This is a genomic window from Chloroflexota bacterium, assembly GCA_020161265.1.
In the GTDB taxonomy this organism is placed as follows: domain Bacteria; phylum Chloroflexota; class Chloroflexia; order Chloroflexales; family Herpetosiphonaceae; genus Herpetosiphon.
The window spans coordinates 323,151-338,733 of the sequence record JAIUOC010000006.1 but is presented as its reverse complement, the minus strand read 5'-3'; the positions used below and the strand labels follow the sequence as shown (position 1 = coordinate 338,733).

General features: G+C 50.4%; 13 protein-coding genes. 7 read left to right on the top strand and 6 right to left on the bottom strand.

Translation table 11 applies throughout. The features are described from left to right. Positions 1–90: 90 nt before the first annotated feature. Positions 91–2,094: a PAS domain S-box protein gene (locus LCH85_15655; GenBank protein MCA0353428.1), complete on the bottom strand. Its 2,004-nt coding sequence runs from the start codon at positions 2,092–2,094 to the stop codon at positions 91–93. 409 nt (positions 2,095–2,503) lie between these two features. Between LCH85_15655 and rplI the strand changes: the two genes are divergently transcribed. The 4 genes from rplI to LCH85_15635 all read left to right on the top strand — a co-directional run bounded on the left by rplI (position 2,504) and on the right by LCH85_15635 (position 7,347). Next, positions 2,504–3,010: a 50S ribosomal protein L9 gene (gene rplI, locus LCH85_15650; GenBank protein MCA0353427.1), complete on the top strand. Its 507-nt coding sequence runs from the start codon at positions 2,504–2,506 to the stop codon at positions 3,008–3,010. A gap of 130 nt (positions 3,011–3,140) precedes the next feature. Then, the gene (gene dnaB / locus LCH85_15645; protein MCA0353426.1) at positions 3,141–4,922 is read left to right on the top strand and encodes a replicative DNA helicase; all 1,782 of its coding nucleotides are present in this window, start codon (positions 3,141–3,143) and stop codon (positions 4,920–4,922) included. A 330-nt stretch (positions 4,923–5,252) separates the two neighbouring features. Beyond that, positions 5,253–5,828, top strand: a complete 576-nt coding sequence (locus LCH85_15640; GenBank protein MCA0353425.1) for a hypothetical protein — start codon at positions 5,253–5,255, stop codon at positions 5,826–5,828. A 139-nt stretch (positions 5,829–5,967) separates the two neighbouring features. Beyond that, on the top strand, positions 5,968–7,347 hold the full coding sequence (locus tag LCH85_15635) for a putative DNA binding domain-containing protein (protein MCA0353424.1): 1,380 nt from the start codon (positions 5,968–5,970) through the stop codon (positions 7,345–7,347). On the opposite strand, the gene LCH85_15630 is transcribed toward LCH85_15635, so the two are convergent. Continuing rightward, positions 7,344–8,270: a lysophospholipid acyltransferase family protein gene (locus LCH85_15630; GenBank protein ID MCA0353423.1), complete on the bottom strand. Its 927-nt coding sequence runs from the start codon at positions 8,268–8,270 to the stop codon at positions 7,344–7,346. The two genes, LCH85_15635 and LCH85_15630, sit on opposite strands and share 4 nt — an antisense overlap. Before the next feature lie 7 nt (positions 8,271–8,277). Beyond that, positions 8,278–9,054, bottom strand: coding sequence for a GNAT family N-acetyltransferase (locus tag LCH85_15625; GenBank protein MCA0353422.1), 777 nt, complete (start codon positions 9,052–9,054; stop codon positions 8,278–8,280). Between the two features lie 171 nt (positions 9,055–9,225). On the opposite strand from LCH85_15625, the gene LCH85_15620 reads away from it, so the two are divergent. From LCH85_15620 to LCH85_15610, 3 genes are read left to right on the top strand one after another with little or no spacing between them, the layout of a single operon-like run. After that, positions 9,226–9,591 carry a hypothetical protein gene (locus LCH85_15620; protein MCA0353421.1) on the top strand — a complete coding sequence of 122 codons (366 nt, stop codon included), beginning with the start codon at positions 9,226–9,228 and terminating at the stop codon, positions 9,589–9,591. Between the two features lie 60 nt (positions 9,592–9,651). After that, entirely contained in the window at positions 9,652–10,548 is an 897-nt protein-coding gene (accD, locus tag LCH85_15615) for an acetyl-CoA carboxylase, carboxyltransferase subunit beta (GenBank protein ID MCA0353420.1), read from the top strand. 21 nt (positions 10,549–10,569) lie between these two features. Next, the gene (locus LCH85_15610; GenBank protein ID MCA0353419.1) at positions 10,570–11,406 is read left to right on the top strand and encodes an acetyl-CoA carboxylase carboxyltransferase subunit alpha; all 837 of its coding nucleotides are present in this window, start codon (positions 10,570–10,572) and stop codon (positions 11,404–11,406) included. A gap of 79 nt (positions 11,407–11,485) precedes the next feature. On the opposite strand, the gene LCH85_15605 is transcribed toward LCH85_15610, so the two are convergent. The 3 genes from LCH85_15605 to LCH85_15595 form a co-directional block, all read right to left on the bottom strand. Beyond that, complete coding sequence (locus LCH85_15605) at positions 11,486–12,811, bottom strand: hydroxymethylglutaryl-CoA reductase, degradative (GenBank protein MCA0353418.1); 1,326 nt, start codon at positions 12,809–12,811, stop codon at positions 11,486–11,488. Positions 12,812–13,183: 372 nt separating this feature from the next. Further along, positions 13,184–14,200 (bottom strand): hypothetical protein, encoded by a 1,017-nt coding sequence (locus LCH85_15600; protein MCA0353417.1) that lies wholly within the window; start codon positions 14,198–14,200, stop codon positions 13,184–13,186. A 133-nt stretch (positions 14,201–14,333) separates the two neighbouring features. Continuing rightward, positions 14,334–15,410: a hypothetical protein gene (locus tag LCH85_15595; GenBank protein ID MCA0353416.1), complete on the bottom strand. Its 1,077-nt coding sequence runs from the start codon at positions 15,408–15,410 to the stop codon at positions 14,334–14,336. Positions 15,411–15,583 lie beyond the last annotated feature (173 nt).

Sequence of the window (15,583 nt, the reverse complement as noted above, 5' to 3'; positions counted from 1 at the left end):
GAAAAGTATGTGCTTGAATGGTGTGGGCGATCGCCGCCGCTAATTCAGTTGCCCAAATTTCAGTTTCAGGGTTGATACAAACCCCCTCGCTTAGGATAAACGTCGATTCAAGGCGCGTTCGATCCCACTTTGCAAATTGCTCAAGGTCACAACATCACCCAAACTAATGCCCAAGCTAACCAAAGTTTGAGCAATTTCTGGGCGAATTCCGGTTAATACCACCTCAGCGCCCAGCAAACGCACCGCCCGCGCCGCTTGCAACAAAGCACTAGCCACTTGGGTATCGACGACTGGAACCCCAGTTAAGTCGAGAATCACCACGCCAGCATTCATTTGGCTCACACCTTGCAGCAACGATTCGACAATTTGGGTCGCCCGTGCCGAATCAATCGAGCCAATCAACGGCATAATTACCGTGCGATCGTTGATTGGGATTAATGGCGTGGAAAGTTCGCGTAGCGCGGCAGCTTGAGCTTCAATAATTTGACCCTGCATTTGTTCGCGCATCACTTCAGCTTGTTTGCGTTCAGTAATATCTTGCACCAAGCCCAACATACGGATTGCCACACCATCGTTGTTTGGAATAAAGAAACCACGATCTAAGAGCCAGAGCCAATGACCAGAATGGTGTAAAAAGCGATATTCAACCGCGTAGGTACTACAATTTTCTTGGGCAATTTCGAGCATGCGTAAGGCTTCTGGCGCATCGTCGGGGTGTAAACCAGCAGCCCATGCATCAAGGCTCAGGCTAAATTCGGCCTTGGGATAGCCCAAAATCTTGGTGACCGAATCGCTCCATTCAATTTTATTGTTGGTAACATCGTAATCGTACATCACCAACTCGACAGTTGACATGATCAAATCGAAGCGTTGCCGCCAATCGAACAGCTCTTGGGCAATTTGGCGGCGCTCGGTAATATCGAAAAAGGTCGCGATGGCATATTCAATTTGATCATTGGGGTCGTAAATCGGGCGAGCATAAACCTCAATCGCGGTTGCAGGTCTATCAGCATAACGAAATTCGAGATCATCAAGGTGCACCATTTCGCCCTTGAGGGCGCGTTGGGTTGGCAACTCTTCGCGCGGATAAAGCGTTTCGCTGCCAATTTTGTAGGTGCGATAGGTCTCGGTTTGCTGGCTGACTGGCAGCATCACTTGTTGGCCGAGCAACTCTTGGGCTTTGGCATTGGCATAATAGGGCTTACCATCAGGCTCGACCACATACAACCCAACAGGCGTGGCATCGAGAAATTGTTGCAAACGATTTTGCAGGCGGCGCAACGCAGCTTCATTTTCGCGTTGCAAGGTAATATCCATCAACACGCCATCCCACAAAATATCGCCAGCCTCGGTGCGAGTTGGCCGCGAAGCACCGCGTACCCAGCGCACAACGCCATCATAGACCACTCGACCTTCCCATTGCCATGGCTCGAGCAGTTGCCCCGATTCGACAAATGAACGAATAAATTCTGGCTGATCTTCGGGGTGAATCCAGTTATAAAGGGCATCGCGCTCCGAAGTCAGGCGTTCTGGATCAATCCCAAAGGCTTGGCGAATGCCCTCGCTCACGTAGGGAAACTCGCTTGTGCCATCGGGATGCAGCACAAACTGAAAAACCATGCCAGGCACATTCGAGATAATCCGTGAAAGTCGGGCTTGGGTTTCGGTCAGTGAGCGCGAAGCTTGGGCCGCGCTGGTGACATCGCGCAACACTGCCACCAAACCAATGACTTGGTTGGCCTCACGCACTGGTTGTTTGATGCTACGGGTGGTAATCAACGAGCCATCGGGCGCATTCGAGCGCTCTTCAAACTCGCTGCCAAGGCCACTGCGCAAAACTTGGCGATCGTGGCTTTGATATTCTGAGGCATAGGCATCATCGCCCGAACGATCATCGGCTACATGAAACTGCTCAAGCGGCAAGCCAAACCATTCGCGAAAAGCGCGATTGGCATACTCAATCGTGAGATCAGCATTTTTAAACACAATCGCATCAGGCACCGTGTCGAGCATGGCCTGTAAAATGCGATTTTCACGTTCAAGCTGAGCCAGCCGAGCAGCTAAATCGACAGATGAAGGCGGGTCTTGGGCCATAGCTGCACTCCTAAACAATCCTTTGGCGATGGGCGCAAATGCGGAAGCAACTTAATTTTACCATAGACGTTTAGGCGAGGGAATAGCCAGAAGGATGAAGGATGAGGGATGAAGGATGAAGAAAACTATCAACGTCGAAAGGATGAGGGATGAAGAAAACTATCAACGATGTGGTCAATTTATAAATTATGCAGGATGAATGATCAAAGTTCAAAGGATTTCATCCCTCATAATTCATAATTCATCCTTCTAAAAGACTTTGACGAGAAATTATGATCTATGGTAAGATAACGCGCAGCCCCAAATTTGGGGCTATTCTCATGGTATGCTCCCTCACCTGATGAGGGTTGTAAATACAAGCCCGCAGATGTGGCGGGCACCAGCACCGCTAAACTAAAGGAGCTATTCCGTGAAGGTTCTGTTGATTCAAGATGTCGAACACCTTGGTACTGCGGGCGACATCAAAGAAGTATCTGGTGGCTACGGTCGCAATTATTTATTGCCAAAGAAGCTGGCTGTGTTTGCAACACCTGGTTTGATCAAGCAAGCTGAAGAACGCTTGGCCAAACAACGCAAACTCGAAGCTAAACAACGTGAAGAATTACGCGGTTTGGCCGACAGCATCAATGGCGTAACCTTGAAGTTCGTCACCAAAGTGGGCGAACAAGATCGCTTGTATGGTTCAGTAACCAGCTCAGACATTGCTGAAAAATTGCAAGCAGCCATCGGTCAAGAAGTTGATCGCCGCAAAATCCAACTCGACGAGCCAATCAAGCGCACTGGTGTGTATTCAATCGGCGTGCGGTTGCTCGCTGGTCTCGAACCACACATCAATGTGGTGGTCGAAGGTGAAAATGGTGAAGGTAGTGTTCAGCCCGCAGCCGAAGCTGCCGAAGTTGCGAGCACCGAAGCCTAGTTCATTCGTTTGGTCCAACCGCTGATGCCGCGCCAATGAGCGCGGCATCAGTGCTTTAGTCGTTGGTTTCCACAGCTTTTCGACTGTGTATCCACCCGTTATCCCAACATTTTCCACATCCGAGGTCGCTATGGATAAGTCGTTACCCGCCGATATTAACGCCGAACGTGCCACCCTTGGTTCGATTTTGCTTGATCGTGATGCAATTATTCCAGTTGCACCTTGGCTTGCTAGCGACTATTTTTATCTTGAAAAGCATGGCTTAGTTTTTAATGCCCAAGTGGCCTGTTACAACCGCCGTGTGCCACCCGATTTGGTCAATGTTACCGATGAGCTACGCCGCAAAGATCAATTAGAGGTCGTCGGCGGGGTTCAGTATTTGCTTGAGCTTTCAAATAGTGTGCCAACCTCGGTGCACGTTGAATATTATGCCCGCATCGTTGAACGCACCGCACTATTGCGTCGTTTGATCATCGCTGGCGGCAAGATTGCGGCCCTCGGTTATGACGAAACTCAAGAGCTTGAGGCCGCGCTCGATCAGGCCGAATCAGAGTTATTTGCGGTTTCGCAGCGCCGCACCACCGATGGCTTTATTCATATTGGCGCAGTCGTCGATAGTTTCTTCGACCAAATTAGCCAAATGCAGGAGCGCGGCGGCGAAGTTGTGGGCCTCAAAACAGGCTTTAGCGATTTTGATAAATTAACTGGTGGCTTGCAACGCTCCGACTTGTTGATTTTGGCGGCGCGGCCAGCCACTGGCAAAACCAGTTTGGCCTTGAATATTGCCTACAACGCCGCCAAGGAATCGGAGGCCTGCGTAGCGATTTTTAGCCTTGAAATGAGTCGTGATCAGCTGATGCAGCGGATTTTGGCCACCGAAACTGGCGTGGATATGCAAAAACTGCGTACCGGCCAAATTCGCGATAGTGATTTGCAGTTGCTGACTGAGGCGCTTGGTAAGCTCTCCACCATGTCAATTTATATCGATGATTCACCTGGGGCCAGCATTATGGATGTGCGCTCCAAATGTCGGCGCTTGCAAGCCGAGGCGGGCATCGATCTGATTATCATCGATTATTTGCAGTTGATGCAGGGCGGCGGCAAACGCGATGGCAACCGTGTTCAAGAAATTAGCGAAATTAGCCGTGGCCTCAAGGCCTTGGCCCGCGAAATCAATGTGCCAGTGATTGCGCTCTCGCAGCTTTCGCGGGCCGTCGAAAGCCGCACCACCCACGTTCCCATGCTCTCCGATTTGCGCGAATCGGGGTGTCTCACAGGCGATACCCAAATCTATTTGCCTGATCAAGGTCATTATGTCCGAATCGATCAATTAGTTGGGCAACAAGGCTTTAACGTTCTAGCGCTGAATCAAGCAACTTGGAAGCTAGAATCACGGCCTGTTACCAATGCCTTTACAACTGGCACAAAGCCTGTTTTTAAACTCCGTACTAAGCTAGGGCGCAGTATTCGCGCCACAGCTAACCATAAATTTTTAACCATTGATGGTTGGCAACGGCTTGATCAATTGCATCAAACCAGTCAAATTGCCATCTCACAGGAAATTGCCCATGAATTGGGTAGCACCAGCCAGCCAACAGCAATTGAATGGGAAACAATCATCAGCATCGAGCCTGATGGCGTTGAGCCAGTTTATGATTTGACTGTGGATATGCTCCATAATTTTGTGGCAAATAACATCATTGTGCATAACAGTATCGAGCAAGATGCGGATATTGTAATGTTTATTTATCGTGAAGAACTGTATGATCCCGAAACAGATAAGAAGGGCATCGCCGAAATTCACCTCGCCAAGCACCGTAACGGCCCAACCGGAATCGTGCCCTTGCGCTTTTTTCGCTCAACAACTAAATTTTCCAATTTAGAGACCTATCGCCAACCTGAAGGCTACTAAGCCTAACAATTGCCCGATGGCTCTTAAGTTTCTGTTTCTAGCCAAATTGTAGAATGTTTGGTTCATCATTGGATGTTTGTCCAGCGTCCATTGCCCTTTAGGGGTGCAGGGGATGAAAACCCCTGCGTCTCCCGCCTTGAGGCGGGACGGAAGGGTGGTGAACAACAAATCCATTATCAAAAAACCACCCTTGTACTAGCTAGCTATGCCGTTATAATCAACAGCATTGAGTAGAACTGAGGGCTATCAGCTCCCATTTTTCCAGCAGCCAAAGCCGTCAAGCAGCATTTGCGCCAGCTTGGCAAGTTAGTTGAGTAAAGGATGAGGACCATGATGTGCTTGCGCTATTGCTGGTTACTCATAGTGCTGATTGGCTGCATCCAAACCGATCAACCTCCACCCACAGCCAATCAGTTTGCAGTATACATTTTCGATCAAGAGGCCGTGCCAGGGCTTGGCCCCACTGCCGAAACCGCGTGGCAGATTTTACAGGCTGTGCCCTTAGCGCAAAGTGCCTTTACCGTAACCGAAGATTTATTGCTCAGCTATCATTGGCAAACTCAAACCATCACCTTCACCAATCCATGGGGCCAAACCAGTATGGATGCGCCTGGTTATATGTGGGGTGGTGATGGGGCATTTGTTGTAGTCTATCAAGGCCAGCGCTTATTTGGAGGCAAGGTGGTTTCGGCAATTAGTCCACGGCGCTTCGACTATCCGGCAATGGCTCTCCCTACAGATTTTATTCTGATGGAAAATCCAGACCTGCAAGGCAAGTTAGTCTATTCGTTTCATCCTCGTTCAGCGGTGATGTATCCATCACAATCGCAGTTTTTAGCAGATGATCCGGCCATTGCCGAGGCGGTCAAGCAGCATCTGCGCGAACTTGGCAAGTTGGTTGAGTAAGGGGTTCTGACCTTCTCACCTGTTGCTGTGGGTGAGGGTTCGAGAGTAAAGAAGCAATCCGTTCATTGATCGGACGCAAAACCAAGCGCTAGCCTCGATCTGCTATAATTGCAGCCCTATTGAATGTTTGGGGTTGTGTATGCTTGAACAGTTACTTGAAAACGGCGAAAGCGAAATGCTGGCCTGCTTCCGTGAACGGTTTCGGCCTGAAGATTTGGCTGAAACTTTAGTGGCTTTTGCTAATGGCGGTGGTGGCAGCGCAGTCATTGGCATCAGTGGGCGGGTCAGGCCTAAAGTCGAGGGTGTTCAAGATATTCAAGCAGCAGAAGAAGCAGCTTTAGAGGCAGCGCTGGCTTGCACGCCGCCGCTGGTTTTGCCTCTGCCCCAACAAATTACCAGCAATCAACAAACCGTCTTGTTGATCGAGGTTCCGCCTGGTTTGCCCAATGTCTACAGTTTACATGGCAAATATTTACGCCGCGAAGGCCCGAGCAATGCGCCAATTCCGCCCAATGCTTTGCGCCAATTGCTGATCGAGCGTGGCGAGGTTGGTTGGGAGCGCGTGCGGCCCGAAAACGTCACAATGGGCGATCTGAGCGAGATGAAAATTCAATCGTATGTGGCCCGCATTGGTCCGCCCGCCGATGTTGACCCCATGGGTTGGCTCTATCGGCGTGGCTGCCTCGTTCGCGATACCCAAGCCAACTATCAACCAACCAATGCTGGCATGTTGCTGTTCAGCATCACCACCGAGCGCGATTATCCCCAATGCGAACTGACCTTGGTACGCTACACGGGCAACGAGATGAGCGATGAATTCGAGCGGGTCGATATTCGCACAACCTTACCCGACCAAGTGCGTCGCGCCGAGCTTTGGCTGGGTGAACATATGCGGCGCGGTTCGCGCATGGTTGGCCTCGAACGCGAAGATTGGACGGAATATCCGCCAGCCGCGGTGCGTGAAGCCTTGGTTAATGCCGTGGCCCACCGCGATTACACCGTGCGCGGCGAGGGTATTCGCATTGCCATGTTTGTTGATCGCCTAGAAGTCTATAGTCCAGGTCGCTTGCCAGGCCACGTAACGATCGATAATATCGCTGCTGAGCGGTTTAGCCGTAACGAAACATTGGTGCAAGTGCTGGCCGATTTGGGCTTGATCGAACGGCTCGGCTATGGCATCGATCGGATGCAGCGCCAAATGGCCGATGCTGGCTTGCCACCGCCCGAATTTCGCGAAACCGCTGCGGGATTTTTGGTAACCCTGCGCAACAAAGGCATGAACGTCGCCAATAATTCCATCATCGATACGGCAAAATGGGAAGCTTTGGGCTTGAACGAACGCCAAATCGGAGCCTTGGTCTTTTTAACTGAAAATCGCCGCATCACCAACCGCGATTTGCAAGACCTTAGCCCCGATGTTTCGCCCGAAACCATTCGCCGCGATCTCTCGGATTTGGTCGATCGGGGCTTGATTTTGAAGATCGGCCAAAAACGCGCAACCTACTATATTTTGCGCTAGGCGTGCAGCACCTGGCCGACACTTTGCTCTTGCAAACGCAGGTCATGGCCTTCCCAACGCTCTTGGCAATTGAACCAATACAACCATTGACTGGGATTATCACTAATTACCGAGGCCATCCACTCATTGAGTTCATCGGTGGCCTCGCGGCGTTGTTGGCGGCTAAAACTTCGCCCCAGATGCACAGCTTCTTCGCAAATGAGGCGATGGCGGTGGCCTTCACGCACGCTGTAGCATGGCACAATTGGCACATTATCTTCTAGCGCAAAGGTTGCCGCGCCTTGGGGTGTGCGTGATTGCAAGCCAAAAAAGCTGGCCTCAGGAAAATTCGGTCGCCAAAAATCGCCCAGCAAAAAGACCACGCCATTGGCTTTGAGATGCTGGCGCAAACCCCGAATCAACTCACGCGGCGACGTTGCATCGTAATCAAAGCCTGCACAGCCCAAGCGATTGAAATGCTCGTAGAGTGGGCGCAACTCAGGGCTGCCCGCTGTACCAACCGTCAAACAATTGTAGTGTTGAGCCAAACGCCAGTAGCTATAGAAGAAATTGCCTTGATGCGGCGTGTAGAGAATCACGCCACGCCCTTGGGCCAGTGCCGTTTCAATATGTTCAACGCCTTCAAGCACCACCTGCTCCGCCGCCAAGCGATCAATCCCGATCATCACTTCATAGAGCAATAACAGCAGATGTTGCAGATAGCGCACACAAATGCCGGTGCGCCACAGCCACGAACCATCGATCAGCACATACACCAAGTTGCGTTGCAAATGGCGGCGTAAGCGCGGCACGCCCCAATACAAACCCAAGGCTAATGGCCATGTCAACGCAATAATCAGTTGTTGCGGCAGCCAACCACCAAAACGCCGTACTCGCGCCAAGCGTTGAGGGTGGGCGGTCAAATGAGCCAGCAATTGATACATAGCCACCTCATGCTGTCGCTTGATACGAGCTGGCAAAATGGCGTTGATAGCGCTTGGTCATTTGGCTGGTTTCAAATACTACAAAAAAATCGGTGGTATGGAATAAAGGATCATAGGCTGGCTCGCCCGCCAATTCAGCGCCCATCCAACGATAGCCTTTAATTAATGGTGGCAAGCGCCGTACCATTTCACGCTCGCTACAAGTCATGGGCAAACAGCGCAAATCGGCCATACGATGGCTGGCTAAAGGCTGCACGTTATACCGATCAGTAATCACATTATGCTGGCGCAGCATACTATATAAGGCACTTACATCAGGCAATTCATCGTGGTTCATGCTGGCGCAGCCAATCAAATGGCTATGTGGGCGCTCAGCGAGGTAGTTGGCAATCCCGCCCCAGAGCATTTGAATGGCGCGTGTACCACGATAATCGGCGGCGATACAACTGCGGCCAAGCTCCAAGGCATTGGCTAAATGGCTAAATTTGGCAAGATCAAATTCGGTTTGCGAATAAAAGCCTTGATTGGCTAAAGCACGCTCGCCAGGCAACAAACGATAAGTGCCCACTACTTGGTCACAATTTTGGTCGATAACTAAGAGATGGTCGCACCATTGATCAAACACATCATATTCAAGCCCATGGTCGTTCCAAAGTCGCGAGTTATTGGCTTCTTCAACAAAAACGCGATAGCGCAAGCGCAGGGCTTGCTCAATTTCGGCGCTCGTCGTGGCACACTTAACCGTTAAACGTGGGGTCGTGCTGCTGATCGTTGCAAGCGTCATAGCGTTGGCTCCTCTGGTGATGATGGGTCACAGGGCTAGCCTAGGCTGCTTGGTTTAATCAATTGCGATTGAATTGTTAACAGTTATGTTAAATTAAGTAAAGTTTTGGCCCAAGTAAGCTCGCCCAACCATGCTCCGTCTGTTAGATTAACTATTATAAGGAAGCAAGTTATGCGATACCCTCATCAACGAACATGTGTTTTGCGGCTAAGCCTGTTTATCATCCTATTAGCAAGTTTGCTGATTGGGCCAGCATTATTGATGAAGTTTTACTATTTCGAGCGAATTTGCCAAGCGTATGCTCAAGCTCATAATTTTGAGGGCAGTCGCTATAGCCCAAGCAGCAAAAATAGCCCTGAGCAATGCTTTTTTGAAGGGCAACGCCCCGTGCTAGTTAAGCAGATTGTGGGCTGGAAACATCGAGTTATTTTAGTAGTATGGCTCTTATATCAGCCATTTGGCGCATTTGGACTAACCTTTGGGATTTTTTTAGCGCCATGGGAAAAACTGAAATGGTTCAAAAATAGCCGTCCATGACGCACTGCGTGCTATGCTATAATCCCAATACGGCTCAAAAATGACCGTGGAGGTTCCGATTTGAAAGATTTTTTTCGGCGTGCGCCGTTACCCTTCACGTCTTCGCGGCGTGAGCAACAAATACCAGATAATGTGTGGGCCAAATGCGCCAATTGTGGCGAATTGACCTATCAAAAACAATTCAATGATGCCTTAAAAGTCTGTCCAAAATGCAGCTATCACTCGCGGATTAGCTCACGCGAATGGATTGAAGTTTTGGCTGATGCTGATTCATTCGTCGAATATGATGCTGATCTACAAGGGATCGACATTTTGGGCTTTGTTAGCCCCAAAGATAATTACGAAGCGAAATTGGCTGCCACCAGCGAACGCACTGGCACTAACGATGTTGTGATGAGCGGTAGCGCCAGCATCGAAGGCTTGCCATTTGAAATCGCAGCCTGTAATTTTGAATTTATGGGCGGCTCGATGGGCAGCGTCTTTGGCGAAAAAGTGGCGCGAGCAGTTGAACGCGCTGCCGATCGCGGCGTGCCTGTGCTGACGATCAATGCTTCGGGTGGCGCTCGCATGCACGAAGGGATTTTTGCCCTGATGCAAATGGCCAAAGTTTCGGTCGCGCTCACGCGCTTGGCTCGCATGCGTCAGCCCCATATCTCGCTCTTGGTTGACCCTTGCTATGGTGGGGTTTCAGCCTCGTATGCCTCAGTTGCCGATATTATTTTGGCCGAGCCAGGTGCGAATATTGGCTTTGCTGGGCGACGGGTGATCGAGCAAACGATTCGCCAAAAATTGCCACCAAACTTCCAAACCGCAGAATTTTTCCTTGAACATGGCATGATCGATGCAGTTGTGCCACGCTCGGACATGCGGGCAACCATCGGGCGTTTGTTGCGCCTGTATCAACGCCCCGTATCATCGGCTGATCATCGCGAACATGTCGTAGCGGGCCACCAATAAGCCCCACGCAGAGGTCAAAACGTGACAACGTTAACTGAGTTATTGCCTTGGGATAAGGTGCAAATCGCCCGTAATCCCCAACGCCCACGTACCCTTGATTATATTCGGGTGCTGTGTGAAGATTTTTTTGAACTCCGTGGTGATCGCCATCATGGTGATGATCAGGCGCTGGTCTGTGGTATAAGCAAAATCGATGGCCGCAGCGTGGCGATCATCGGCCATCAAAAGGGCAGCGACACCAAAGAGAACGTTCGGCGCAACTTCGGCTCACCGCACCCTGAAGGCTATCGCAAGGCCTTGCGGGTAATGGAGCATGCCAAAAAATTCAACATGCCGATTTTGACGTTAATTGATACTGCTGGCGCACACCCAAGCATGGCCGCCGAAGAACGCGGCCAAGCCGAAGCCATCGCCCGTAATTTATTGGTTATGGCCGATTTGCCAGTGCCAATTATTGCGACCGTGATCGGCGAAGGCGGCTCTGGGGGCGCTTTGGCGATCGGGGTTGCCGACCGTTTGTTGATGCTTGAGCATGCTGTCTATTCGGTGGCTTCGCCTGAAGCCAGTGCCGCAATTCTCTGGCGCGATTCGAGTAAAGCCTCGGAAGCTGCCAAAGCCATGAAAATCACAGCCCAAGATCTCCACAGCTTTGGCATTGCTGATACCATTATTCCCGAGCCAGAGGGTGGGGCGCATATGGATGTGCCAGTAATTTTACAAGCAGTTGCGAGCGCACTCCGTGAGCAAATTACGACCCTGAGTGCCCTAACAATCGATCAATTGCTTGAACAGCGCTATGCTAAATATCGGGCGATTGGGCGCTTTCGCCAAGCTCAAACCACGCTTGTCGAAGGCTAGAACGCTCGTAAGGTTAAATAATTTGGCCAGCACCTTGTCTACGAGGTGCTGGCCTTTTTGGCTTAAGGAGCAAGTTTGATTAGCAGGGAACTCCAACCTCAATCCGTTGCAAGGCGAACAGCTCGTGCATTTCGCGCACAATTTCGGCGGCGCGGGCTGGCTTGATGCAACGTTCAGCAATCAAACGCTCGGCCACTTCTTCGACCAAGGCTGGTGGTGCCCCAGCACTCATGGCAATTTGACGAGCATGCAAGCTCATATGGCCACGCTGAATGCCTTCGGTTGCCAAAGCCCGCATTGCTGCCAAGTTTGAGGCCAAACCAGCACAGACACACACTTCAGCCAATTCGCGAGCTGAACTAACATTCAACAACTTCAAGGCCGCCGCCGCCGTTGGATGCACCTTAACTGCCCCACCCACAATTCCAACTGCCAACGGCATGGTCAATGTGCCAACCAAATTGCCTTCAGCATCTTGTTCCCAAGTGGTCAATGAGGTATAGCGACCATCACGAGCAGCGTAAGCATGCGCACCCGATTCGATTGCCCGCCAATCTTGGCCTGTTGCCAACAACACCGGATCGATGCCGTTCAAAATGCCTTTGTTATGGGTAGTAGCGCGATAGGGATCAACAGCAGCGAAGGCATAGGCCCACAAAATCCCCTCGATCACATCTTCACCGCGCAAGTCCGAACGATCCAAGGCGCGAGCCGGAATAACACAACGGGCAGTTGCCAAACGCCGATCGCTCAAGTTCGAGAGAATGCGCAAGTAGGCACGACCGCCAGTTAATGCTTCGAGCCGTGGGGCAACTGCCTCAGCCATTGCGTTGATCGCATTTGCACCCATTGCATCCAAACAATCGACGATTAAGTGCACCACCAACATCGGCCCCATTGGGCTAGCAGGGAATGAATGCACTTCAACATCTTTGGCACCACCACCCAAGGCCACCAACGAGGTACTTTGACGGTTGGCGATTGCCAGCAAATCAGCTTTATTGCGCAAAATAATTTCGCTGGCTGCCGCGTGATCGGCGATATGCACAAGTTGAATTTGACCAATCATCAATGATTCGGTGCTGCTGGTGGTAAACCCGCCGCCTTCGCGAGCCAATTTAGCCGCAAACGAAGCCCCAGCCACGATTGATGGTTCTTCAACAACCATCGGAATCAAGGTATCTTTGCGATTAATTTGGAAGTTGGTAGCAATGCCTAAGGGCAAGCTATAGGTTCCAACCACATTTTCAATCATTTTATCGGCGCGTTCGATGGTTAAACTGCCAGCGCCATGTAACGCTCGCAAATCATCGTTATTCAAGCCATCGAAAGCCCCCACGGCTTGCAAACGATCGAGCGGCGAAAGTTGGTAGAATCCTTGTAAACGGCTATTTTTTGCTTTCATAAGAACGAAGCTCCTCTGTCGCCAAAAATGGATCGGCATGTTGTAGACGGCTGAAGTGTAGCATGTGACGCATGCCAAACCTAGCGAAAAAGCTGCCAAAACCTCTCATTCCGCTGTCGATTTAGCTACCGCTGCCAGTTTCTACGCAGATCTCAGGCCGTAGGATGGTTAACCGATTAACAAGCCATTAATAGTACTCAAGTAGGAGCGATGTGGAGAGCAATGCTTGAGCAACCAACAATTGCCATACACCAATGGCCGATAGCCTAACAGGAATATATCTCTAGCGCTAGACTACCTTGGTACTACCCTCGAGCACAAAAAAACCCCACAGCATTTAGGAAGCTGCGGGGCCATGGTCAAACGATCAGCTTAGGGCATGACGGTAAAATAAATATCAGCAATATGCCCGCTGGTCTTGCCTTCCAACGAAATCAGCCACAAACCCGTTTCTGAACCAGCCGTTGGCCATTCAGCGTTCTCAATTGAGCCACTTGGCCCAATCGTAGTTCCTTCATCAAATTCATAGACTTCGCCAGCAGGATCGACAACCCACAAAACGACTTCTTCATTTGGTTGGAAACCAAAGAAATCGAAGAAGACAACCGTGCCAACTTGAGGGCATTTGGTGGGCCGAATATTCGCCGACACGGGATCGGGAGTTTGGGCACATTGTTCGGCTGGTGGCAGTGGTTCGCTGACATCATCGAGAATTTCTTTGCCGAGCAAGCCCAAAAGTACCTTAAATTCATCAGGATTGTTTGGATGCCATTCGAGACGGGCACGTTCAAACCATTGGGTGATCACGGTATCGCCGCTGGCGTTGGTTTCAGTTTGGGCACTAGTTAAGGGCAAACCAAATAATTGCAATGAACGAGCATAGGTATCTAAGCCTTCAATTTTCAAGCCATGCGATTGCCAATAACTCTTGAAACCTAAATTGCCTGCTTGGTTACAAACATTATGGCCCGTTTGTTCAAACCACAAACAGCCTTCAACTGGGCCAGCTTCGCGTGGCTCGATCTCACGGCCAAGTTGGCTCAAGCGTTCTTTGCCCAACAAGCCCAATAACACCTCGTAAGGCGTGCCGGCATTTTCGGGGTGCAACTCAAAACGATTGCGTTCGAGCCATTGCGTCCAATAGAAATCATCGCTATCAACATTATATTGATCAGCCGCTTCAGTGATCGGGTAACCAAACACTGGCAAGCCACCGTTATTGCGCCAATAGCTCAAGAAATCGTCGTCCAAACATTCGACAATTCCAGGCACATCAAAACATTGGGTTTCAAGGATAATTGGCTCAGCGGCGGCGGTTGGGCGTGGCTGGATTGCTAAGGCAGCCACTGCCAAGGTTGCAGTCGCCAAACCAAGCATTCGACGGATCACACTCACTATTTCCTCCAAACATGCTGCAAACAGCATCAAAATAATGGAATAGCCTAATCATAACAAAAACCCAGTTTATTGCCACAAGCAACAAACTGGGTTTGAAATCACTCAATCAATTCGAGCAATCAACTTATTGGGTGATCGTAAAATAGATGATTGAAGTATGGCCACTCGATACACCTTGCATAGTAAATTGCCATGTACCTGAGTAGAAACCTCGGGTGTTAAATTGAAGCCCATTGATTCCACCTTGTGGACCAATATTCAAGGTGTCGGCTGTGCCAACATTGTTTCCGCTGGGATCAGTGATCCAGAAACCAACATCTTCGTTTGCTTGGAACCCATAGACATCAAAAGTAAAGACGGTTCCAGCAGGGCCACATTTGGCAGGTTTGATCCGTGCTGAAATTGGCTCAGGTGTGCTGGCACAAGGGTCAGTTGGAGTTGGGCTTGGGATGGGCGCTGGAGTTGGGCTTGGGATGGGCGCTGGAGTTGGGCTTGGGATCGGTTGGCTGCGACCATCAAGGATTTCTTTGCCAAGCAAGCCTAAGAGTACCTTAAATTCATCAGGGTTGCTTGGGTGCCATTCGAGGCGAGCACGTTCAAACCATTGGGTGACAACCGTATCACCATTAGCGTTAGTTTCAGTTTGGGCGCTGGTTAAGGGCAAGCCAAACAATTGCAATGAACGAGCATAGGTATCCAAGCCATCAATTTTCAAGCCATGCGATTGCCAATAGCTCTTGAAACCCAAATTGCCTGCTTGGTTACACACGTTATGACCAGTTTGCTCAAACCACAAACAGCCTTCAACTGGGCCTGCTTCGCGTGGTTCGATTTGGCGATTCAATTGCGCAAGCCGTTCTTTGCCCAATAAGCCCAACAAGACTTCGTAGGGTGTGCCGGCATTTTCGGGGTGCAACTCAAAACGATTACGTTCGAGCCATTGGGTCAAGTAGCTTTGCTGAGTGTCGGCGTTAACTTCATTGGCAGCCGCAGTGATGGGGTAGCCAAAAACTGGCAATCCACCATTCGAGCGCCAATAGGTCAAAAACTTGTCATCTAAACAATTGGTAATCCCAGGAACATCAAAGCATTGGGTATCAAGCTTGATTGGTTCAGCGGCGACGGTTGATCGAGGTTGAACAGAGAGGGTAACTACCGCAAGGGCTGCAGTCACGATGCCTAAAATCCGACGTAAAACCACAAAGTCCTCCAAATAAATGCTGCTCTCAGCAGCCTAAAACCTATCAACGCGCCTCTTCATCAAGTTGTGTACCACGCTGGTTGTTCTCTCGCAACCGAATCGAGCGTCGTTTCCCCATCTTATGTGATACTGAAGCCAGCCCAAGAGACAAGCTGGCTTCAGCCATTCTAAAC

What these genes read in the sequence shown, in the direction of transcription:
- LCH85_15655 (MCA0353428.1), bottom strand. Translation starts at nt 2,094, where the DNA reads ATGGCCCAAGACCCGCCTTCATCTGTCGATTTAGCTGCTCGGCTGGCT.
- dnaB (MCA0353426.1), top strand. Translation starts at nt 3,141, where the DNA reads ATGGATAAGTCGTTACCCGCCGATATTAACGCCGAACGTGCCACCCTT.
- LCH85_15640 (MCA0353425.1), top strand. Translation starts at nt 5,253, where the DNA reads ATGATGTGCTTGCGCTATTGCTGGTTACTCATAGTGCTGATTGGCTGC.
- LCH85_15635 (MCA0353424.1), top strand. Translation starts at nt 5,968, where the DNA reads ATGCTTGAACAGTTACTTGAAAACGGCGAAAGCGAAATGCTGGCCTGC.
- LCH85_15630 (MCA0353423.1), bottom strand. Translation starts at nt 8,270, where the DNA reads ATGTATCAATTGCTGGCTCATTTGACCGCCCACCCTCAACGCTTGGCG.
- LCH85_15625 (MCA0353422.1), bottom strand. Translation starts at nt 9,054, where the DNA reads ATGACGCTTGCAACGATCAGCAGCACGACCCCACGTTTAACGGTTAAG.
- LCH85_15620 (MCA0353421.1), top strand. Translation starts at nt 9,226, where the DNA reads ATGCGATACCCTCATCAACGAACATGTGTTTTGCGGCTAAGCCTGTTT.
- LCH85_15605 (MCA0353418.1), bottom strand. Translation starts at nt 12,811, where the DNA reads ATGAAAGCAAAAAATAGCCGTTTACAAGGATTCTACCAACTTTCGCCG.